Source organism: Agrobacterium sp. YIC 4121 (assembly GCF_002008205.1).
Lineage (GTDB): Bacteria > Pseudomonadota > Alphaproteobacteria > Rhizobiales > Rhizobiaceae > Agrobacterium > Agrobacterium leguminum.
Window position 1 is genome coordinate 107,585 of the sequence record NZ_MRDI01000022.1, and the last position, 21,020, is coordinate 128,604.

Here is a 21,020-nt window from a genome sequence, read left to right on the forward strand (position 1 = left end):
GGAGAATGGCAATGAAACGGCTTCTTGTTACCGGTGCTGCGGGCCAGCTTGGCCGCGTTATGCGCAAACGCCTTGCATCGATGGCCGAGACCATTCGCCTTGCCGATCTCGCCCCGCTCGATCCGGCAGGCCCGAACGAGGAATGCATGCAATGCGACCTTGCGGATGCCGACGCAGTGGATGCCATGGTTGCCGGTTGCGACGGCATCGTTCACCTTGGCGGCATATCGGTGGAGAAGCCTTTCGAACAAATCCTTCAGGGCAACATCATCGGACTTTATAATCTCTACGAGGCCGCCCGCGCCCACGGCCAGCCGCGAATTGTTTTCGCCAGCTCCAACCACACGATCGGCTATTATCCCCAGACCGACCGGCTTGGTCCCGATGTTCCCTTCCGCCCGGACGGCCTCTACGGCGTTTCCAAATGTTTCGGCGAAAACCTCGCCCGCCTGTATTTCGAGAAATTCGGTCAGGAGACGGCGCTTGTGCGCATCGGCTCCTGCACGCCGGAACCCAACAATTACCGCATGCTGTCCACCTGGTTTTCTCATGACGATTTCGTGTCGCTGATCGAAGCGGCGTTCCGCGCCCCCGTTCTCGGCTGCCCGGTCGTCTGGGGGGCCTCCGCCAACGATGCAAGCTGGTGGGACAATTCGCATCTCGGCTTTCTGGGATGGAAACCGAAGGACAATGCCGAGACCTTCCGGGAGCACATCGCCCGGACAGTTCCCAAACCGGACCCGAGCGACGCGCTAGTCCGCTTTCAGGGTGGCGTGTTTGTCGACAACCCGATCTTCAAGGAGACGTGACATGTCGCACGGACCTTTCCCGCTAAAACGGCGGGATTGCATGCCAGGCCGCGAATGACGTATCGAGGAACGGTGCACGCAACCGACATTTTTTAGAACGGCGACCAAGATGACAAAAGCGACAAGCTTCGAACCGGCAGCTCCTCAAGGCAGAACGCTTGTGGTGAAGGTTTCGGAGGAACTCCGCAGCCAGATCGCCAAGGGTCGTTACAAGACGGGTGAGCGCCTTCCCTCCGAAGCGCAGATGACGCAGGAATTCGGCGTCAGCCGTACCGTGGTGCGGGAGGCAATCGCCTCGCTGCGATCCGATGGTCTGGTCGAGCCGCGTCAGGGCGCTGGTGTTTTCGTACTGGAACCCGCACCCACTGAGCGGCGCCCCTTCCACAATGTCGATCTTGCGCGCGTCTCGTCGCTGATAGAAATGCTGGAATTGCGCACCGCCGTGGAAGGTGACGCCGCCGGTCTCGCCGCCATTCGCCGCTCGCCGGCGCAGGAGGAAAAGATCATCGAGGCCTTCGATGCCTTCCGCGCCAGCGCCACCAGGGGCGTGCCGACAGCAGAGGCCGATTTCGCCTTCCATCTCGCCATTGCCGAAGCGACCAACAATCCCCGCTTCAGCGAGTTTCTGCAGGTGCTCGGCCCCACCCTCATTCCGCGCCGCGCCGTGGCCGAAAACGGCACGGAAACCGTGCTTTCGCCCGCCGATCTCGCCCGGCTCGTCGGTGAACATGAAGCGATCCTGATCGCGATACAGGACGGCGACGAGGAGGCGGCGCGCAGCGCCATGCGCAGCCATCTGAAAAGCAGCCAGACGCGTTATCGCTCCATGCTGCGCGCGCCGCGCTGAGACTACCTGTTTAAACCGCATTGCATGACTGAGGAGAACGATATGCAGCAGCTTCCGACCTTCCCCACCGTTTCCCCCGACGATGGCGTGGAGCGCACCGTGCTTTCCGAAGCGCCGGAACTGATGGTGGTCTCCTTCCGCTTCAAGACCGGCGCCGAAGGCAGGCTGCACAGCCATCCGCATGTGCAATCCACCTATGTCGCCAGCGGCAGCTTCCGCTTTTACCGCGACGGAGAAGCCTACGACCTTCAGAAGGGCGATAGCCTCGTCATTCCCGGCCATATCGAGCACGGCTGCCTGTGTCTGGAAGAGGGCGAGCTGATCGACTGCTTTACCCCGCGCCGCGACGATTTCCTCTGATCCGGCGCTCAGTCCGCCGATAAATCCCGCAGGGCGCGTGGCAGGCTGTTCATGCATTCCGCGCCGGAGGAGGTGACGAGGAACTGGTCCTCGATCATCAGCGCGCCCAGCCCTTCGCCATAAAACGGCGCTTCGAGCGCCACGACCATGCCGGGAAGAATGATTTCCGGATTGTCATGGGAAAAGAACGGCCATTCCTCGATGCCCACGCCACCGCCGACGGAATGGCCGAAATGGCCGCGATAATATTCGCTGAAACCTTGCCTGCGCATCGAGGCCAGCATGGCGGCGTGCACAGCACCGAATGTATTGCCGGGACGAATCACTTCGAGCCCGCTGGCAAAGGCCGCTTCCAGGGCGCTGAAAACATCAGCGGCCAGCGGCGAGACCGGCCCCCACGAAAAACTCCGCGCGCCATCCGATGAATAACCGTCGACCAGTGTGCCGACATCGGCCTTGATGAGCGCACCCGGCGTGACAACCGCCGCCATATCCGACAAAGCGGGGCCGACGGATATGTAGTCCCAATGGCCGCTCAGCGAAAACCCGGATTTCGCGGCATGGGCCCGTGCGCCGGCCTTCCACGTAGCGGAAAGCCCGCCGAGCGCCGCGCCAGGCCTGACGGCAGCGGCCATCGCGACCAGCCCGGCCTCAGCCGCCGCTGCCGCGCGTCTCAGAAGCTCGATCTCACGCTCGGATTTCACGGCGCGCAGGCGGCGCAGCACGGCCGATCCGTCAACCCAGTCGACATCGGGCAGCGCCTGATGCAGCGCCAGAAAATCGGCGGCGGGCATGAATTCAAGGTCTGCGCCAATGCGCGCCGCCGACAGCCCACGCTCCCGCAGCAGGTCAGCCAGCAGGCCGAAACAGGCGGCGCGGTCAAATGTTTCCGGCCTAGGGCCACCGGAATTGTTGCGGCGATAGGCATCGTTCACATGCGCGATGGTTTCGACACCCGACAGATCGACCAAATCGATCCAGATGCGATGGCAGCGCAGATCGACATCCGGCGCGCCCTTTCTGACAAGCGGGGCGGCATGATCGCTGACGACAGCCGCAAGCCGCGCCCCGGCATCAGCCGGCACCAGCGCAATTGCCGAACCCGCCCTGCCCCACATGGTCGCGACACCGGCATGGGCGCCGACCGCATAACGGAAGGCTTCGGGCTGGAAAAGCACCAGCGCGTCAATATCCGCTTCCCGCATCAGCTGCTGGGCACGGCTTCGGTCTATATCGCTCATGGGGACCCCGGTATATCATTTGCCTGCAACGCCAGGCCGCACGGTTTATGAGCCTACGCTTTAGCAGTCACCGGGGAAGGAATGAAGGTGGAAGATAACATCTCCACCTCGAAGATCGCCAGTTGGAACGAGCGGTTACCGCTTGTTTCTTCTCCCCGTCGGGGAGAAGTCCGCGGCAGCGGGATGAGGGGGCAAGGGTAGAGATATGCGGAGAGCTAGCCCCCTCATCCGACCCTTCGGGCCACCTTCTCCCCGGCGGGGAGAAGAAATATGCCGCAACGCCTTGCCCTACTCATGGAGACGGCGGATAAATCCGCCGTCTCACTGTCTTTCACGCCTCCAGCCACTTCACCTGCTCGGCCGTCAGTTTGATATCCAGCGCCGAAAGACTATCCTCCAGCTCCGCAATCGTGCGCGGCCCGATCAGCGGAATGACCGGGAAAGGCTGGGCGATGACATAAGCGAGCGCAATATGGATCGGGTGGCGGCCGAGTTTTTGGGCAAGCTCGATTGCCCGGTCGCGGCGGACGAAGTTGCGGTCGGAATACCAGACGCGGACGATTTCTTCATCGTCATGCTTGTCGCGCCCTGCCCTGTCCGTGAAAAATCCGCGCCCCTGGCTGGACCAGGCGAAATTGGGAATCTGGCGCGATTTCAGCCATTGCTTCCACTCATCGTCTGATGCAGCAACGCAGCCCGCCCAGATGGGATCGAGCATTTCCGCCAGCGAGAAATTGTTGGAGAGCGCGGCCGGAGCCTGCTTGCCATTCTTCGCAGCATAGGCGGCCGCCTCATCCATGCGTTCGCGCGTCCAGTTGGAGCCGCCGAAAATGCCGCGAATGCGTCCGCGCCGGACTTCGGCATCCATGGCATCGACGAACTCGCCGACCGGAACCTCCAGATTATCGCGATGCATGAAATAGGCATCGACATAATCCGTCTTCAGCCGCGCGAGCGACTGATCAAGCTGCTTTGCGATCATGTCAGGATAGCAGAGCGGCGAATGTGCACCCTTGCCGATCAGTACGATCTCTTCACGCGGCACGTTGCGGCTGGTGTGCCAGTCGCCGAAAATCGCCTCTGTCCTTCCTGCGCCATAAACATAGGCCGTATCGAAGAGATTGCCGCCCGCCTCGTAGAAGGCATCCAGCGTCAGGGACGCGGAAGCGAAATTGGGGAAGAATTCGAAACCGAGCGCGACCACGGAAGCGGGTTTGGCAAGGCCCGGAATCTGCCGCTTCGGCACTGCGTTTCCGGCCACGACCTTGCCGCCGGCAATATTGGCAACGCGCGACGTTGCTTTTTCAATGCTGTATTCGAGCCCGACGGAAGCCCGCCATTGATCCATGACACGCAGATTGCCGAGACTGTCCGCCCAGGCCATGCCGGGTGCATCGAATTCCTTTTTTCCCTGCCGGATCGCCTCGCCGGCCGCGTCGACCTCGAAGGAATAAAGCCAGCGATCCTCCGGCAACTCGATGGTTTCCACCTTGTCGCCCCTGATGATATCGATCCGCCCGGTGCCGCCCTTGTGGCCGGCGGCGAACCAGAAATCCTTGACCTCGATACGGCCCTCCGAGCCGATGATGCGCAGCACATTGTCCTGCGCCGCCATGATCGAGCACGAGACTTCCGCGACGATGCCGTTTGCGAATTTCAGCACCGCCGAAGCCCATTCATCGACGCCCGACTGGCCGAGATGGGCGGCGCCCGCCACTTTTTCCGGTTCGGCAAAAGGTTTTCCATCCACGGCGCCGGCGATCATCCGCACCATGGAAACCGGATAACCGCCGACATCGAGAATGCCGCCGCCCGCCGTTTCATTGGCGAACAGCCGGTGATCGGCCCGGAACGAGCCCATGTTGAAACCGAAACTGGAGCGGATGATGCGGATATCGCCAATGGCGCGGCTCCTGATCAACTCCACCAGTTTCGCCGTCTGCGGATGCAGGCGGTACATATAGGCTTCACCCGCAAAGACACCGGCCTTTTTTGCCTCGTGGAAAATGGCGTCGGCATCGTAAGCGGAAAGCGCGATGGGCTTTTCCACCAGCACGTTTTTACCGGCACGGATCGCCTTGATCGCCCATTCAGCATGGCCGGTATGGGGTGTGGCTATATAGACGGCATCGATATCGGGATCGGCAAGCAGCGCGTCGTAACCCTTGATAATGCGCGCACCGGAAAAAGCTTCGGCAAGGCCCGGCTTGTCCGGGTTGCGGGTGGCGATGGCCTCTAACCTGCCGGTGCGGGAATGGGCAATACCGTCAGCAAAGGTTCTGGCGATGGTGCCCGGGCCGATGATGCCCCAGCGGATCGGTTGTACGGTCGTCATGAAATCCTCGTCTTTCATATCAGTCTTGGGTGCTTGGGAAAGGGTTCAGCGCAGGCGTTCACCCTTGCTATCGAAAAGGAAAGCCCGGCGGGCGGAAAGGCCGACCGTCAGCCGGTCGCGATTGCCGACATCGCGCGATTCCGGCCGTTCGATGATCAGCTGCTCGCCGCCTTCGGTTCGGGCATAGACATAGCTGGTATTGCCAAGATGTTCGGCGACATCGACATGCACGGTGAGATCGGCATCGCCCCCGCCCGCATCGGCAAAATGCTCCGGCCGGATGCCAAGCGAGACCTTGGCCCCCTCGTTGACGCCTTCCTTTATCGGCAACGTCAGCCGCACCGCAGGATCGCTGTCGAGAGCGAGCGTGACGCTGTCGGCGCCGCTGCCGATGATGGTGGCGTCGAGAAAGTTCATCTTCGGCGAGCCGACGAAACCGGCAACGAAGCGGTTGGCGGGATCGTCATAGAGATCGAGCGGCGCGCCGACCTGCTCGATATTGCCCGCCCGCAGCACGACGATCTTGTCGGCGAGCGTCATCGCCTCGGTCTGGTCATGCGTCACATAGATCATCGTGGTGCCGAGCTGCTTGTGCAGGCGCGAGATTTCCACGCGCATCTGCACCCGCAATTCGGCATCGAGGTTGGACAATGGCTCATCGAACAGGAAGACCTGCGGTTCGCGCACGATGGCGCGGCCGATGGCGACGCGCTGGCGCTGGCCGCCGGAAAGCTGCTTCGGCCGGCGCTGCATCAACTCGTTGATCTGCAGGATTTCGGCGGCGCGGTTGACCCGCTTTTGCGTATCGGCCTTCGGGTTGCCGTTCATCCGGAGGCCGAAGGAGAGGTTTTCGGCAACCGTCATATGCGGATAAAGCGCATAGGACTGGAACACCATGGCAATGCCGCGATCGGCCGGGTCGGCATCACTCACCGTCCTGCCGCCGATCACGATATCCCCACCGGAAATATCCTCCAGCCCGGCGATCATGCGGAGAAGCGTGGATTTGCCGCATCCGGAGGGGCCGACGAAAACGACAAATTCCCCGTCCTTTACCTCCAGATTTGCGCCATGGATCACTTCCAGCGCGCCATAACGCTTGACCACGTTGTTGAGCGAAAGTTCCGCCATGCGGCCCCCTTACTTGACTGCCCCGGCGGAAATGCCGGCGATGAAGTGACGCTGCAACGCCACGAAAACCACGAGAATGGGTGCGGTGAGCAGCACCGCGCCGGCCATGATGCCGCCCCATGACACTTTGGTGAGCCCGATGAGGGTGCCAAGCGCCACGGGTGCGGTCATCATTCCTGGGCGGGAATTGATGAGGAGCGGCCAGAGGTAATTGTTCCACGAGGCCAGAAACAGGATGATGGAGAGCGCCGCCATGGTGGGCCGGGCGAGCGGCAAAGCGATGCGCAGGAAGATCTGCCATTCCTTCACGCCTTCCACCCGTGCCGCATCGAAAAGCTCGGTCGGCATCATCGAGAAGGATTGCCGCATGAACAGCACGCCGAGCGAGTTGAACAGCGGCGGCACGATCAGCGCCACCCAGGTGTTGGCAAGCTTGAATTCCCGCGCCACCATGATGAATTGCGGAATGACGACGACCGCGAAAGGCAAAGTGATGGTGCCGAGAATGATGGCGATCACCACCCCGCGTCCCGCAAAACGGTAACGCGCCAGCGCCCAACCGGCCATCGACGTCAGGAACACCGAAAGCACGGTGTAAATGACGGCGACGGTGATCGAGATGAACATGGCCCTGAGGAAATTGGTGTCCGCCTGCAGGTTGTTGAAATTCTCGACGAAGTTGGTGGAGGGCACCAGCACGATATCCGGGCTGAAAATGCCGTAATCCGGCATGGTCGAAAACACGAACATCATCCACAGCGGAAACAGCCAGATGATGGCAAGCGGCGTCAGCGCCGCATGCAGCGCGATCTTCTGCCAGAAAAGCGATCTCGATTTCGATCTCATTTCGGCTCCCTCCCGACCCAGAGATTAAGCAGCGAAATGGCGATGGCGAGCGCCGCCATGGTGTAGGCAATGGCCGAGGCGTAGCCGAAATTGAGCGAAGTGAAGCCCTGCCGATAAAGGAACAGCCCCAGCGTCTCCGTGCCGCCGCCCGGCCCGCCCCTGTTGGTGATGAGGAAGGGTTCGGCAAACAGCTGCATGGTGCCGATGACCGACAGCACGACGCAGAACAGGATGATGGGTTTAAGCAACGGCAGGGTGATATAAAAGAACTGCTGACGCTTGCTGACCTTGTCCAGCGTCGCCGCCTCATAGACATCGCCGGGGATCGATTGCAGCCCGGCCAGAATGATGATGGCGTTATATCCCGCCCAGCGCCAGGTAACCGCGATGATGACCAGTGCCATGGCCGCATTGGCATTGTCGAACCACGAGACGGGCGAAAGTCCGACTGAGGTGATGAGCTTGTTGATGATGCCGAAATCGGCGCTGAACATCAGCCGGAACACCGCCGCATAGGCCACCTCGCCAACGACGACAGGCGCAAAAAAGGCAAATCGATAAAGCGGCCGCGCCTTTAGGAGCGGCGAATTCAACAGCACCGCCATGACGGTGGCGAGCGCGATCATCACGGGCACCTGAATGACCAGAATGATCAGCGTGTTATAGAGCGCGTTATAAAAGGCCGGATCGGAAACGAGCCGCCCCCAGTTCATGGAAGGCGCAAACCGCCATGGGTTGATGCGGGTATTCTGGAACGACAGCATGAACGAGCTGATGATCGGCCAGACCCAGAAGGTGGCGAAAATCAGGAGATAGGGCGCAAGGAACGCATAAGCGATCCTGTTCCTAGACGGCATGGTGACCTCCAGATGCCGGACGATGGGCCGGATAAATGGAAAAGCTTCAGAAAGAGCGCGCCCCTATGAGGGGAATGCCTTTGCAAAACGGCGCGGCCTATTTCTTCTCCCCGAAGGGGAGAAGGTGGCCCGAAGGGTCGGATGAGGGGGCAAGCTCTCCGTATATCGCTACCGTCGCCCCCTCATCCCGCTGCCGCGGACTTTTCCCCCTCGGGGAGAAGAAGCTCGTAGCACCCGCTTGGCCATAAACAGCCGCCGGCTTACTCCGCGACCGGCAAACCGGTGGCCGTTTCGATCTGCTTGGCCGCATCGTCGAGCGCCGCTTTCGCGTCGGGATAACCGCCCGCGAAATATTTCGTCTGCGTCGCCTTGTAGATCGCATCCGCATCCGACTGGAACGCCGTGCCGCGGCTCGGCACGATCTTCGGCAGGGTGGCGAGAATATCGGTCCACACCGCCTGTCCGCCCCAATAGGGCTGCTTTTCCTTGACGAAAGGATCGTCGATGGCGGACAGGAGTGAGGGAACGAGGCCGAAGGATTTCAGCATCGTCACCTGACCTTCATTGGTGGTGAGCGCGTAATCGATATATTTCCACGCGGCCTCCTTGTGTTCCGAGGTCGAGCTGATCGCCAGCGACGAACCGCCGAGATTGGCGGCGTGCGGGCCATCCGACGTCAGGCTCGGCATCAGATAGACGCCCCATTTGCCGGAAAGATCAGGAGAGCCGGAACGAACCGTGCCCTCATACCAGGCGCCATACATCTGGCTGGCGGCCTTGCCGGCCGTATTGGCCTGGATTTTCTCATCCCAGATCGCCGCCGTGATGATGCCGGCGTCTTTCATTTCCTTGACCTTTTCAAGGGTCGCGACACAGGCAGGCTGGTTGATGGTGATGTTCTGGCCATCGGTCGAAAAGTAACCGCATCCCTGCTCATTGGCGATCATGCGAAACCATTCGCTATCGCCATTGAAATCGGCCTGCGCCATAACGGTGCCGGGATTGGCGGCCATGACCTTCTTGCCGGCGGCGATGAAATCATCCCAGCTTTTGATGGTGGCCGGATCGACGCCTGCCTTCTCATAGAAGTCGCGGCGATAAAATACCGCCACCGGACCGGAATCCCACGGCACCGCATAGGCGACGCCGTCAACCTCCAGTTCCGTGCGCTTGAAATCAGGAAAAAGCGCCTGTTTCTCAGGCGTATAGCCAAGCTCGGTCAGATTGGCGAAACAATCGGGGAAACGGCTCCAGAACAGTTCCGCCTCGAAATTTTCAATGGTGACGATATCAGGAAGACCATCGCCCCCGGCTGCGCAGGCAGCCAGCGTCTTGTCAAAAACCTGATTGTTTCCAAGGTCTTCAACGACGATCTTGATATCTGGATTCTGCTTATTGAAGCCTTCGACCGTGGATTTCAGCGCGGAAGCCGCGACATTCCAGCTCCAGATGGTAACGGTCTCGGTTTGCGCGAAAGCCGGGGCTGCGAGAAGCAGCATGGCCGTAGACGCGCCAAGAAATTTCAAGCACATTGAAAACCTCCCTTTTTCAATTGCCGTTCTTCAGCGAACATGGGCACATTAGCGGGGACAGGAAATCTGTCTCGTAAAAAGGGAACATCGATTTGGCGGAAAGTAAGATTGCCGAAAGAGCCTTCTACCAGCCGGGTGCGAGCAGCATCGAAGGCATGCCGACAACGCTTCAGCTTTTTCACAATCATCCGCCCATCATGCTCAGGCCCCACTGGCACGCGCAGGTGGAAGTGAATTATGTGATGTCGGGATCGGTGCATTACCGCATGGGCGACCATGACATGACGCTCAACGCCGGCCAGATGTGCATCTTCTGGGGCGGCCAGCCGCATCAGATGGACCACTCCTCCGACGATTCGTTTTATGCAGGCGCGCATCTGCCGCTCGTGCATTTCTTCCGCATGCGCCTGCCGGCCGCCGTCTCCAGCCAGTTGATGGGCGGTGCGACGATGGTGAGCGCCGAGACGGACAGGGCGGATGCGGAAAATTTCGGTCGCTGGTTCCGCTACGTCACCTCGGGCGATCCGGCAAAAGCCCAGCACGCGGTGGAGGAACTGCTGCTTCGGGTAGAGCGGATGTTTCTGGAGCCTTACTCCGTCATATCCTCGGCGCTCGATGGAAAACGCAGACAGGATGAGGAGGGCATGGCGCCCTCCATCGGTGTGGTGCGCATGTGCGACTTCATCGCCGCCAATTTTCTCGACGATATCGACGCGACGGAAATCGCCCGTGCCGCATCGCTGCATCCGAAATATGCGATGAACCTGTTCCGCAAATCCACCGGGATGACGCTGATCAAATATCTGACCCTGCTCCGGCTCTCCCGCGCGCAGGCGATGCTGATGACCGGCAAGGACAATATCCTGCAGATCGCCATGGAAAGCGGCTTCGGCTCGGTCAGCGCCTTCAACAAGGCGTTTCGCCAGATCGCCGGCATGTCGCCTTCCGATTTCCGCCGCGACATGCGGGCGACGGCGGCTTAGTCTTCATTATCGGCGAAAGCAGCGCTGCGCTGCCGCGCCGCCTGACGATAGGCCCTTGGTGAACTGCCCAGCATTCGCCGGAACATGGTGGTGAAAGCCGGTATGTTTTCATAACCGGCATCCAGCGCCACATTCGTCACCGCCTCGCCGGCTGCCAGCCTCGGCAGGGAGGCGAAGATACAGGCCTGCTGGCGCCAGGTGACGAAACTCAACCCCAGTTCCTTGCGGAACAGCCGCGTAAACGAGCGTCGGCTGATGCCCATGGCCGCCGCCCAGTCATCGATCTCCACCCGCGCCACCGGCTTTTTCAGGAAAACGCGGCACAGCGCCGCCAGCCGCTCGTTATCGGGAAAAGGCAATCCGAGCGGTCGGTCCGGCAGGCGGTTGATCTCGTCCAGCAACAGCGCCCGCACCAGACCGCGCCGATGGAAAGCGGGTGGCTCATGCTCTTCGCCCAGCAATTCGGCAATCAGGCTGGAGGCGAGATCGGTGATTTCCACCACCCGCGGCACTTCGGCCTGAAACAGGTCGGGATGCACATAGATCGATTGCATTTCCACCGTCGATATGGTTTCCGACTCGTGTTCCAGGCCGGCGGGAATAATCAGCCCATGGCCGGGCGGTATCATCCAGCGACCATCCGCGGTGCTGACCAGAACCACGCCCCGGCGGGCATGCCAGATCTGCGCCCGCAGATGGCTGTGGACCGGTGCGCGATGTCCCTTGGCATAGGTGCGGGAAATCGCCAGCACCGGCTCGTTGGTGCCATCGATCAAATTCAGCATGTAGTTGTGGTCTTCGGCAGAAAAGGAGCCGAAGATCATGGAATTGTTTTTTGCCATTTGGCCCACTCACAAAGAAAATCGTCCAGAGCAAAGATGCAGGCCAGAAACAATATGAATAAAAGCGGGAAGAAATAAAGACATGTTTCCCGCCTTCCGCCGGGAACCGGAGAGGACTTCATCATGGCCACTGTCACCAGCGCCAGCACCAGCACCGGGTTCAACCCGCAACGCACGGCGTTTTCAATCATCGCAGCAGCCAGCTTCTGCCACATGCTGAACGACATCATGCAATCGCTGCTGACGTCGCTTTATCCGCTGCTGAAAGCCAATTACGCGCTCGATTTCGTGCAGATCGGCCTGCTTACCTTCGCCTTTCAGGTCACCGCCTCGCTGCTGCAGCCCGTTGTCGGCATGGTGACGGATCGCTGGCCGATGCCGTTCTCCCTGCCCGTCGCCATGCTGTCCACCTGCGCCGGCCTCATCACGCTTGCTTTTGCCCATAGTTTCGAGGTTCTGGTGATCGGCGCCTGCCTCATCGGCATCGGTTCGGCGATCTTCCATCCGGAAGCTTCCCGCGTCGCGCGCCTCGCATCCGGCGGCCGCCATGGTCTGGCCCAGTCATTCTTCCAGGTGGGCGGCAATACCGGCACGGCCATCGGCCCGCTGCTCGCCGCCTTCATCGTCATCCCGCTCGGTCAGACGAGCCTCAGCTGGTTCTCGCTGATCGCGCTCGTCGGTTTTGGCGTGCTTTCCTGGGTTGGCGTCTGGTACACCCGCCATCGCCGCGCAACGGTCGGCAAGGCTCCGGCCAGCCGCACCCTTCCCCTTGCCCGTGGCACGGTGATCATGACGCTTCTGGTGCTGGTGGTTCTGACCGCCACCAAGAACGCCTATCTCGCCAGCCTGTCCAGCTACTTCACCTTCTACACCATCGACAAGTTCGGCCTTGGCGTACAGGATGCGCAGGTTCTGCTGTTCCTCTTCCTCGGGGCTTCGGCGCTCGGCGTGTTCTTCGGCGGCCCGATCGGCGACCGTTTCGGTTCCCGCGTCGTCATCTGGTTCTCGATCCTCGGCGTCATTCCCTTCGCGCTGCTGCTGCCCTATGCGAACCTCTTCTGGACGGCCATTCTCGTCGTCGTCATCGGCTTCGTGTTCTCCTCCGCTTTCTCGGCCATCGTCGTGTTCGCGCAGGAACTGGTGCCGGGCCGCGTCGGTCTCATCGCCGGCATGTTCTTCGGTTTCGCCTTCGGTTTCGGCGGCATCGGGGCGGCGGTTCTGGGCGTTTATGCGGATAAGGAAGGCATCGAATTCGTTTACCGCATCTGCTCCTACATGCCGCTGCTCGGCCTGCTCACGGTGTTCCTGCCCAAACTGCCGAGCCACCGTTAAAAGCCTCGCGTTCAACGCTTTTCAACACGGCGGTCACCTGTGATACTCAGGTGACCGCCGTATTCCGTTGAGCAAAGCCCTACCCATGCAAATCCCGATAAAATCGATCCTCGTTTTCCACGCCGCGGCAAGGGCGGGCAGTATTTCACGGGCGGCGGAGGAACTGAGTGTCACACCTTCGGCCGTTTCCCAGCAGATCCAGTTGCTGGAAGGCCAGCTCGGCACGACCCTGATGGCGCGAACCGGCCGCAAGGTGACATTGACGGAAGCGGGCGAGCGCTATTTCTCGATGATCACCGCCCAGATCGAGCAGATATCGGACGCCACCGACAGTATTCGCGGCTTCCGCTCTGTCACCACGCTGACGATCCGGGCGACGCCGACCATATCCAACAAATGGCTGCTGCCGCGTCTCGGCTCGTTTCTGGAGGAGCATCCTGAACTGGAAGTGCGCCTTGACGGCACCAACGAGCCCACCGATTTTTCGCAGGAACTCGTCGATATAGAGCTGCGCCATGGCGATGGCCGCTGGCCGGGCCTCTTCGTGGAAGGGCTGGTGGAGGAGGAATTCCTGCCGGTCTGTTCGCCGAATTATAAGGGTGCGGGTAAATTTCTGCCCGAGGAATTGCAGAACCAGCGGCTGATCCATTCGGTGAAGGCGCAGGCGCAATGGAACCACTGGTTCCCTCTGGCCGGCGTGACAGCCGAAAAGCGCTGGCGGCGGGTGCTGTTCGACCGCAGCCACATGGCCATCGATGCCGCCGTTCTCGGCATTGGCGTGGCGCTGGAAAGCACCTTGATGATGGAGCGGGAGCTTCAGGACAAAATGCTGGTGCCGGCCGTGACGGACGCGCCGCGCATCAAGCTCGTCACCCAATGGATCGTCTGCCCGCATTCCCATCTGCGGCAGAGAAAAGTCATGCTGTTTCTGGAGTGGATGCGAAAACAACGCGACGAGTGGCAAACCCGTCGCGTTGTCTGAGGTTTCAGGCAATCCGTTTTCGCGTCAATAAAGCCCCATCAGCCGAATCGGCCCGAGCGTCAGCACCGGAAAAAGCACCAGCGCGAAGATGGCGAGCGTCAACACCGTCATCGGCGCCAGCGAACCGCGAATGACATCCTCGATCTTCATGTTGGCCACCTGTGCCGCCGCAAACAGGCAGACCCCCACCGGCGGCGTCACGAGCCCGAGTGTCAGCGTCATGACAGTCACGATCAGAAAATGGATCGGATCGATGCCCAGCGCCTCCACCGGCGGCATCAGCACCGGGATGAGGATGAACATGGCCGGGATCGCTTCCATGAAGATGCCGATGATGAGCAGGAACACAAAGATGACGAGCATGCCGGTCATTGGGCCGAGGTTCATGGCCTTCAGGAGATCGGCGACCTGCTCCGGCAGGCCATCGAAGGTGAAGACCCAGGCGGCGAGCTGCGAGGTGGCGGCGATGAACAGGATCGTGCCGGAAATGCGCGCCGTCGAGATCAATATTTCCGGCAGTTCGCGTACCGGCAGGGTGCGGTAAACGATGACGCCGAGCACCGCTACGTAAACCACCGCGATGGCTGCGGCCTCCGTTGGCGTGAACAGGCCGCTGGCAATGCCGATGATCAGGATCAGCGGTGTCAGCATCGGCAGGATTGCGCGCAGACCGGTGACGACCACCAGACGGAAATTGAACGGTGTCGGCGGATTGTAACCGTAATGCACCGAATAGAAGTGGTTGAAGACGAGGAAGGCGAAGGCGATGAAGAGGCCGGGCACCAGACCGGCGATCAGCAGCGTGCCGATCGACACATTGGCGATGGAACCGGCAATCACGATCAGGATCGACGGCGGAATGATCGAGGAGAGCGTGGACGTGCAGAGCGTCATGCCGACGGCATAACCCTTCGGAAAACCGTGGCGCTCCATGGCCTTGATTTCGATGGCGCCGACCGAGGCGATATCGGCGACGGACGAGCCGGAGACGCCGGAAAAGATGACCGACGAGATGACATTGACATGGCCGAGCCCGCCGGGAAGCCAGCCGACCATGGCCTCGGCGAAATCAAAGATGCGCTCCGCCACCCGCCCCCGCTCCATGACCGTGCCGACGAGAATGAACAGCGGCACGGCAACGAGCAGGAAGGAGTTCATCGACGAGAACATCGTCTGCGACAGCAGGTCCATGGGCATGGAGGTGAATAGCCAGAGCGTGCCGACACTCGCGAGCGCGAGCGCGATGGCAAGCGGCACGCCGAGCATGCTGAGACCGAAAAAGGCGACGAGAAGAAAGACCGACATGGCTCAATGTCCTGCTGAAATGGAAATATCGGCATGGGCGATCTCATCCGCCGGCAGGCCAAGCTCGGGAAGCGCGATAAGCTCCCGGCGGCTGCGCAGCGATTCGATGATGGCCAGCACGGCGATGACGGCGGAAACCGGCAAGACAATGCCGATGGTCCACATGGGGATCGGCAGGGTGGCGGCGGTCTCGTTCATCATGATCTGCTGGCGCACCAAAGTGAGGCCCGTCCAGCCCATCATGCCGAAAAAGAACACCGAGGAACCGACATAGATCGGCACCGCCAGCCGCCGGAAGAAGCGGTGAAACAGCACCAGAAACACCACGACACGGGCGCTTTCAACGGTGCGGAAACCGGCCGCAAGGCCAAGGAAGACCATCCAGATGAAAAGAAAGCGGGTCGCCTCCTCGGTCCAGGGAAGCGGGCTGCCGGCAAGGCGGCCAATGACCTGAAGAAGAACGACGATGAGAATGCCGGCACAGGCCGCCCCTGCGGCCACATCGGCGATGAGTTTAACGATGGTGCCGAGCACCGAAGGTTTCGTATCGTTCATGACAATACCCTTCCACTGCTGAAACCGGATATCCGGTAAAACGAATGCCACCCTGCCTCTGCGGCAAAGCAACCCTTGCTGACGTTGGGGAAGGCCGAACCGAGATCCGGCCATCCACCGGCGCAACACGTCAGTTCGTCTTGAGGAAAGCCTGCGTCTTGTCGAAGAAAGCCTGATCTTTCACCAGTGCGGAGAACTTCGCCGAAAGCCCGGCTGCGACCTCTACGAAGGCCTTGCGTTCGTCATCGGTCAGCGTGTTGACCTCCATGCCGTTCTTCTTCAGCGTTTCGAGCGACTTGTCGATATCGGCAGCGTCGTTCTGCGCCTTCCAGGCTTCGGTCTCCACGGCTGCTTCCTTCAGCGCGACCTTGAAGTTCTCATCGAGACCTCCGAAGCGGGCCGGGTTCATGCCCAGCACCCAGGCGTCAGCGATGTGATTGCTGATCGTCAGATACTTCTGCACTTCGTAAAGCTTGGCGCTGACCGGCACGTTGACCGGATTTTCCTGCCCGTCGACCACCTTGAGCTGGAGAGCATTATAGACCTCGGCAAAGGCCATAGGCGTCGGAGCAGCGCCCATGGCGCCGAAGAACTCGACCCAGAGCGGATTGTTCGGCACCCGCAGCTTCATGCCCTTGAGATCGGCCGGCGACTTGATCGGCGCCTTGGAATTGGTGATCTGGCGCAGCGGCCGCGACCAGAGATCGAGCCCGAGAATGCCGATTTTGCTGAGATCGGTGGAAAGCTCCTTGCCGAGATCGCTGTCGAGATAGACCCTGAGCTGGTCGATATCGCGGAACTGGTAGGGAATGGCGATGGCCGTGAACTTGGGATTGAAGGTCGCGTAAAGCGAGGTCGAGTTCAACAGCATGTCCAGCGAACCGCCGGCCAGCTGCTTGACGCCCGCTGAAGGGTCGCCGCCATAAAGCGTGCCGTTCGGAAACACCTTGATCTTGAGCTTGCCATCGGTCTTCTTCGAAACGATCTCGGCAAACTTGTTGGCGGCAAGCGTGATTTCGGACGTATCCGCATCGGGCGTCGAAAGCGTCAGCGTTTCGGCCTGCGCGATGGATGCGACCAGCATGGTGGCGGCCAGAGCCAGCCCGTAAAGTTTTGAAATTTTCATGTGTTCCTCCCTTTGTTGTATCTCAAACAGTTTCGAGCGTTCCTCCGAACGCATTCATGCGCTTAATTTCAAGTATCACACCGCTGTGATCAAGCTCGCCCGCGCCATGCTCGACCATGGAGCGGAACAGCCGGTCAACCTCCTCGCCGACCGGTAGTCTGAGGCCCCGGCTTCTGGCGAAGGCCAGCGCCGTGGACGTATCCTTCACCTGATATTTCGCCGGCCCGCCAGGACGGAAATCGCCTTCCACCATGCGTTTTCCGTGCTGGCGGAAGACGGTGGAATCGGCAAAGCCGCCAAGCAGGGCGTGGCGCACCTGCGCCGGGTCCGCTCCCCCCTCTTCCACAAGGGTGAGAGCTTCAGCGACGGCGCAGATCGTCGAGGCGACGATCAGCTGGTTGGCGAGCTTGGCGAGAGAACCGCAGCCCACCGGGCCGACATGGGTGACGCGCCCGAGACACCCGAGGAGCGGCCGCAGCGCATCCACATCCTGCTGTTCGCCGCCGGCCATGATGGCGAGCGTTCCTTCGATCGCTCCCTTTTCACCGCCGGAAACCGGTGCGTCGACATATGCGACGCCATAAGCCTTGGCCACCTCTGCCTGTTCCCGTGCGCTGTCGACCGGGATGGAACTCATCACCAGCAGAATAGCACCGGGCTTCATGTTGGAAACGACACCCGAGGCACCGAGCAGAACCTCGTCACAGACCGGCCCGGAACTCAGCATGCAGATGACGACATCGGCTTCGGCCACGGCTTCGGCAGCAGTGGCCGCCGGCTGCACGCCTTTTGCCGCCAGAACCGCAGCTTTTTCAGCGCTTCGGTTCCAGGCTTTGACGGAAAACCCGGCCTCCGCCAGACGCCCCGCCATGGGGGCACCCATGATACCCGTTCCGATAACGGCGATCCGGCGAATGTCAGCCATCTTTTCCATCTTTCAGAGCCATTGCCGGTTCAGGAAACGCACCGGCAGTTCTTCTTCGATAAGGGCGGGAAATGCTTCCCGAAACCGGTCGAGATGCGGTGTTTTGAGATGATCGTCGAAAGCCTGCCGGTCGTCGTAGACCTCGTAAAACACCACATTGTTCCCCGTTTCCGGCCGCACCACGTCGAATTGTCGGCAACCCGGTTCATCCTGAACCGAATGCTGGGCGTCATCGCGTGCGGCGTCGAGAAAGGCATCCATCGCGTCAGGCTTCACCCGAAATTCCGCGATCACCACGAAAGCTCCCTTCGACATGTTCCGTTCTCCGTCCATTACGCAGCTGCGTCTTTTTGCGGACGGAAGCGGTTTTCCATGTCCTGACGCAACTTCACCACATCGAGGTCGTTCACCAGTTCCACATCGTCGAAGCTGACAATCTGGTCCTTTTTGATGGCGCGCTTCAGCTTGACATTATGGGCAAGGCCAATCGGCAGCGCCTTCATATCGAGGCTGCGGGTGGCCGGAATGGCGTTCGCCCAGACCGCGTAACCGCCCTCGCCGTCGAGCATCTCGCCGGGCTGCATGTCCTTCTTCGCCGTGGCGACGGCATCGCCGCGGAACTCCTTCGAGCAACCGGTCGCTTCATTGCGCAGCACGGCGGAAAGCACGCTGATCGAGGTTTCGAGACCGATAATGTGGAACGGACGCCACATGGAAGCATACCAGCCGGAGGGATCGGTCAGGAGGCCATATTGCTTGAAGCAGGCGCGGGCATATTCATTATGCGCCTTGAAGGTGACGAAAACACCATAGCGAATGTTGTTGAACACCTCGCGTCCGTCCGGCTCCTGGCTCGCGGCAATATCAACGAGGCCGGAGCGCGACATACGGCCGCCATCGGCAGCGGGGCGGAAGACGCGGGCGAGATCGTGCAGGCCGGCGGGCGGAAAAGCCAGACCGTCATCCGGGCAATCCAGCCCCGTGCCATTGGCGACGGCCGCCATTTCAATGGCCGCCTTGGTGCCGTCGGTGAAGGAATTGTACATTTTTGGATTGAAGTCGCCCTTGGCCACTTCCTCGTCCGTCCAGCCGAAATAACCCCAGACCGTGTCCGGCGTCGAATAACGGTAACGCGGCTCGAAATTCATGCCCTTGCCGGCGGAAACGACCTCGAAACCGGTGGCGCGCGCCCAATCGACCAGCTCGCAGATCAGCGCCGGCTGGTCGCCATAAGCCATGGAATAGATCAGGCCCTTGGCCCGGGCCTTTTCGGCAAGGATCGGCCCGACCATGACATCGGCTTCGACATTGACCATGACGACATGTTTGTTGTGCTCGATGGCGCCCAGTGCATGGCGCGCGCCAGCCAGCGGATGGCCGGTGGCCTCGATCACGCATTCGATCTCACCGCAGGCGAAAAGCTCATTCACATCGTCGGTCACATAGGTCTTGCCGCTCTTCAGCGCCTCGCCGCAGCTCTTCGCATCGTAACGCTCCTTCGGCCAGCCGACGCGATCCAGCGATTCCTTCGCCTTGCCGACATTGAGGTCTGCGACGGCGACCATGTGGAAACCGGCGATGCGCTGCGCCTGCGCCAGCACCATGGAGCCGAACTTGCCGGCACCGATGAGACCAACCCGAACAGGCTTGCCGCCGGCTGCACGCGCTGACAGAAGAGAATAGAGATTCATGTTTTTGACATCCTTCGCTGGGGAAATTGCTGGCGAGAATGTCCAGTCAGCCCGGCGAAGGCCATGCGACACCGAGGCAGCGAAGGCTTATCCCTCGCGGCACGGACGGCATGACGATCCAACGTTCCTCCCGGATACCGGCACGCCTTTGCGCCGGCTCTCGCGGTCGCCTCCCAAAGCAACCTTGAAAACAGAGTAGGAGCGTTCAAATATTAGTTCTATTTAGAAAATCAGATTCTTTGTTTAGCTTATCTAACAAATCATCAGGCCGATTTGCGCAGCATCAGATCGGCGCTGAGGAGAATGCGCTCGCGCATCCGCGTCGTGTCATCCGCCTCCTCGTCCAGCTTCTGCAACAGAAGCTCGATCGACAGCCTGCCGATCTCGTTATAGTTCTGCGCTACCGTGGTAATCGGCGGGCACGCATAACGCGACAGCGGATGATCGTCATGGCCGGCGACCCTGAGGTCATAATCCGCACCATGGCCGACCCTGAGGCCCTTCTGGAAGGCGGCGGCGATGACACCGAAGGCGATACGGTCGTTGGCGCACAGAATGGTGCGCGATGGCAGAGAACCCGCCCCTTCCAGCAGCCGGCCCGCCTCATCGAAGGCGAAACGCTCGAAATCCCAGGTGACAATATCCGGAACGTTGATCACCTGCGGCTCGAAACCAAGGCGCCGCATGGCCTCCTCATAGGCGGTGCGACGCGTGGCGGCATTGGTATTGACCTGCGGCATGTCGAAGAAACAGGGCGGCTCGCCCGAGCGGCAGAGATAATCCACCATCAGCCCGACACTCTGGCGGTTGTCGGTGCCAACAAAGGCCGAGGTCTCGTCGAGCGGCGAATCGACATAAACGATCGGAATGCTGGCGGCGAGTTGCTCCAGCGTGGCGCGGTGGGATTTGACGCCCAGCGGCGCGATGATCGCGCCGGCGACATTCATCGACTTGAAAGTGCGGATGGCGCGGTCTTCGATTTCCGCCTTGCCATCCGAGGACAGCACGAAGGCAAGGAAGCCCGCCTCGTTGGCGATGAGTTCGATACGGCTCGTCAGCGCCATATAGAACGGATCGGTGGAATTCGGGATGATGATGCCGATGATATTGGAGCGGCGGCGGTTGAGATTGACGGCGAAAATATTGGGCCTGAAGCCCGATTTCTTCAGCGCATCCTCGATGGCGTCCCGGGTCTTCTTGCGGACCGAGGCCGGATCATTGAAGTATTTCGAAACAGTCGGGCGCGAAAGGCCGACGAATTCCGAAAACTCTTCCATCGTCCTGATAGATTTGGCCAAAGTGCTTGCCCCCATGAAATATT

General features: G+C 60.6%; 20 protein-coding genes. 6 read left to right on the plus strand and 14 right to left on the minus strand.

What is annotated here, in order from left to right:
* The first annotated feature begins 11 nt into the window (after positions 1-11).
* From BTE54_RS19450 to BTE54_RS19460, 3 genes are all read left to right on the plus strand, one after another.
* Positions 12-809 carry an NAD(P)-dependent oxidoreductase gene (locus BTE54_RS19450; protein ID WP_078053633.1) on the plus strand — a complete coding sequence of 266 codons (798 nt, stop codon included), beginning with the start codon at positions 12-14 and terminating at the stop codon, positions 807-809.
* Between the two features lie 109 nt (positions 810-918).
* On the plus strand, positions 919-1,656 hold the full coding sequence (locus BTE54_RS19455) for a FadR/GntR family transcriptional regulator (RefSeq protein ID WP_078053634.1): 738 nt from the start codon (positions 919-921) through the stop codon (positions 1,654-1,656).
* Positions 1,657-1,698: 42 nt separating this feature from the next.
* Complete coding sequence (locus BTE54_RS19460) at positions 1,699-2,016, plus strand: cupin domain-containing protein (protein ID WP_003522691.1); 318 nt, start codon at positions 1,699-1,701, stop codon at positions 2,014-2,016.
* Positions 2,017-2,024: 8 nt separating this feature from the next.
* Here the strand turns inward: BTE54_RS19460 and BTE54_RS19465 are convergent, their stop codons facing one another.
* The 6 genes from BTE54_RS19465 to BTE54_RS19490 form a co-directional block, all read right to left on the minus strand.
* Positions 2,025-3,257: a Xaa-Pro peptidase family protein gene (locus tag BTE54_RS19465; protein ID WP_078053635.1), complete on the minus strand. Its 1,233-nt coding sequence runs from the start codon at positions 3,255-3,257 to the stop codon at positions 2,025-2,027.
* A gap of 331 nt (positions 3,258-3,588) precedes the next feature.
* Positions 3,589-5,592, minus strand: coding sequence for an aldo/keto reductase (locus tag BTE54_RS19470; protein WP_078053650.1), 2,004 nt, complete (start codon positions 5,590-5,592; stop codon positions 3,589-3,591).
* A 45-nt stretch (positions 5,593-5,637) separates the two neighbouring features.
* Complete coding sequence (gene ugpC, locus BTE54_RS19475; protein ID WP_065656174.1) at positions 5,638-6,723, minus strand: sn-glycerol-3-phosphate ABC transporter ATP-binding protein UgpC; 1,086 nt, start codon at positions 6,721-6,723, stop codon at positions 5,638-5,640.
* Positions 6,724-6,732: 9 nt separating this feature from the next.
* Positions 6,733-7,569 (minus strand): carbohydrate ABC transporter permease, encoded by an 837-nt coding sequence (locus tag BTE54_RS19480; protein ID WP_046800394.1) that lies wholly within the window; start codon positions 7,567-7,569, stop codon positions 6,733-6,735.
* The gene (locus BTE54_RS19485; RefSeq protein WP_065656190.1) at positions 7,566-8,426 is read right to left on the minus strand and encodes a sugar ABC transporter permease; all 861 of its coding nucleotides are present in this window, start codon (positions 8,424-8,426) and stop codon (positions 7,566-7,568) included. The genes BTE54_RS19480 and BTE54_RS19485 overlap by 4 nt, the downstream gene beginning before the upstream one ends.
* 260 nt (positions 8,427-8,686) lie before the next feature.
* Positions 8,687-9,958 carry a sugar ABC transporter substrate-binding protein gene (locus tag BTE54_RS19490; RefSeq protein ID WP_078053636.1) on the minus strand — a complete coding sequence of 424 codons (1,272 nt, stop codon included), beginning with the start codon at positions 9,956-9,958 and terminating at the stop codon, positions 8,687-8,689.
* Positions 9,959-10,044: 86 nt separating this feature from the next.
* Between BTE54_RS19490 and BTE54_RS19495 the strand changes: the two genes are divergently transcribed.
* Complete coding sequence (locus tag BTE54_RS19495) at positions 10,045-10,941, plus strand: helix-turn-helix domain-containing protein (protein WP_198939195.1); 897 nt, start codon at positions 10,045-10,047, stop codon at positions 10,939-10,941.
* Here BTE54_RS19495 and BTE54_RS19500 read toward each other — a convergent pair.
* Positions 10,938-11,783 carry a helix-turn-helix transcriptional regulator gene (locus BTE54_RS19500; RefSeq protein WP_078053638.1) on the minus strand — a complete coding sequence of 282 codons (846 nt, stop codon included), beginning with the start codon at positions 11,781-11,783 and terminating at the stop codon, positions 10,938-10,940. The two genes, BTE54_RS19495 and BTE54_RS19500, sit on opposite strands and share 4 nt — an antisense overlap.
* Before the next feature lie 123 nt (positions 11,784-11,906).
* Between BTE54_RS19500 and BTE54_RS19505 the strand changes: the two genes are divergently transcribed.
* Both BTE54_RS19505 and BTE54_RS19510 read left to right on the plus strand, forming a co-directional pair.
* Positions 11,907-13,115, plus strand: a complete 1,209-nt coding sequence (locus BTE54_RS19505) for an MFS transporter (RefSeq protein WP_078053639.1) — start codon at positions 11,907-11,909, stop codon at positions 13,113-13,115.
* A gap of 85 nt (positions 13,116-13,200) precedes the next feature.
* Positions 13,201-14,097, plus strand: coding sequence for a LysR substrate-binding domain-containing protein (locus BTE54_RS19510; protein WP_078053640.1), 897 nt, complete (start codon positions 13,201-13,203; stop codon positions 14,095-14,097).
* A 24-nt stretch (positions 14,098-14,121) separates the two neighbouring features.
* On the opposite strand, the gene BTE54_RS19515 is transcribed toward BTE54_RS19510, so the two are convergent.
* The 7 genes from BTE54_RS19515 to BTE54_RS19545 all read right to left on the minus strand — a co-directional run bounded on the left by BTE54_RS19515 (position 14,122) and on the right by BTE54_RS19545 (position 20,976).
* Entirely contained in the window at positions 14,122-15,402 is a 1,281-nt protein-coding gene (locus BTE54_RS19515; protein ID WP_020812270.1) for a TRAP transporter large permease, read from the minus strand.
* A 3-nt stretch (positions 15,403-15,405) separates the two neighbouring features.
* Positions 15,406-15,957, minus strand: a complete 552-nt coding sequence (locus BTE54_RS19520; protein WP_078053641.1) for a TRAP transporter small permease — start codon at positions 15,955-15,957, stop codon at positions 15,406-15,408.
* A gap of 130 nt (positions 15,958-16,087) precedes the next feature.
* Entirely contained in the window at positions 16,088-17,083 is a 996-nt protein-coding gene (locus tag BTE54_RS19525) for a DctP family TRAP transporter solute-binding subunit (protein ID WP_078053642.1), read from the minus strand.
* A gap of 22 nt (positions 17,084-17,105) precedes the next feature.
* Positions 17,106-18,008 (minus strand): NAD(P)-dependent oxidoreductase, encoded by a 903-nt coding sequence (locus BTE54_RS19530; protein ID WP_078053651.1) that lies wholly within the window; start codon positions 18,006-18,008, stop codon positions 17,106-17,108.
* A gap of 12 nt (positions 18,009-18,020) precedes the next feature.
* Positions 18,021-18,323: a putative quinol monooxygenase gene (locus tag BTE54_RS19535; RefSeq protein ID WP_078053652.1), complete on the minus strand. Its 303-nt coding sequence runs from the start codon at positions 18,321-18,323 to the stop codon at positions 18,021-18,023.
* 17 nt (positions 18,324-18,340) lie between these two features.
* Positions 18,341-19,699: an NAD(P)H-dependent oxidoreductase gene (locus BTE54_RS19540; RefSeq protein WP_078053643.1), complete on the minus strand. Its 1,359-nt coding sequence runs from the start codon at positions 19,697-19,699 to the stop codon at positions 18,341-18,343.
* Between the two features lie 263 nt (positions 19,700-19,962).
* Positions 19,963-20,976, minus strand: coding sequence for a LacI family DNA-binding transcriptional regulator (locus tag BTE54_RS19545; protein WP_065656182.1), 1,014 nt, complete (start codon positions 20,974-20,976; stop codon positions 19,963-19,965).
* Between the last annotated feature and the right edge of the window lie 44 nt (positions 20,977-21,020).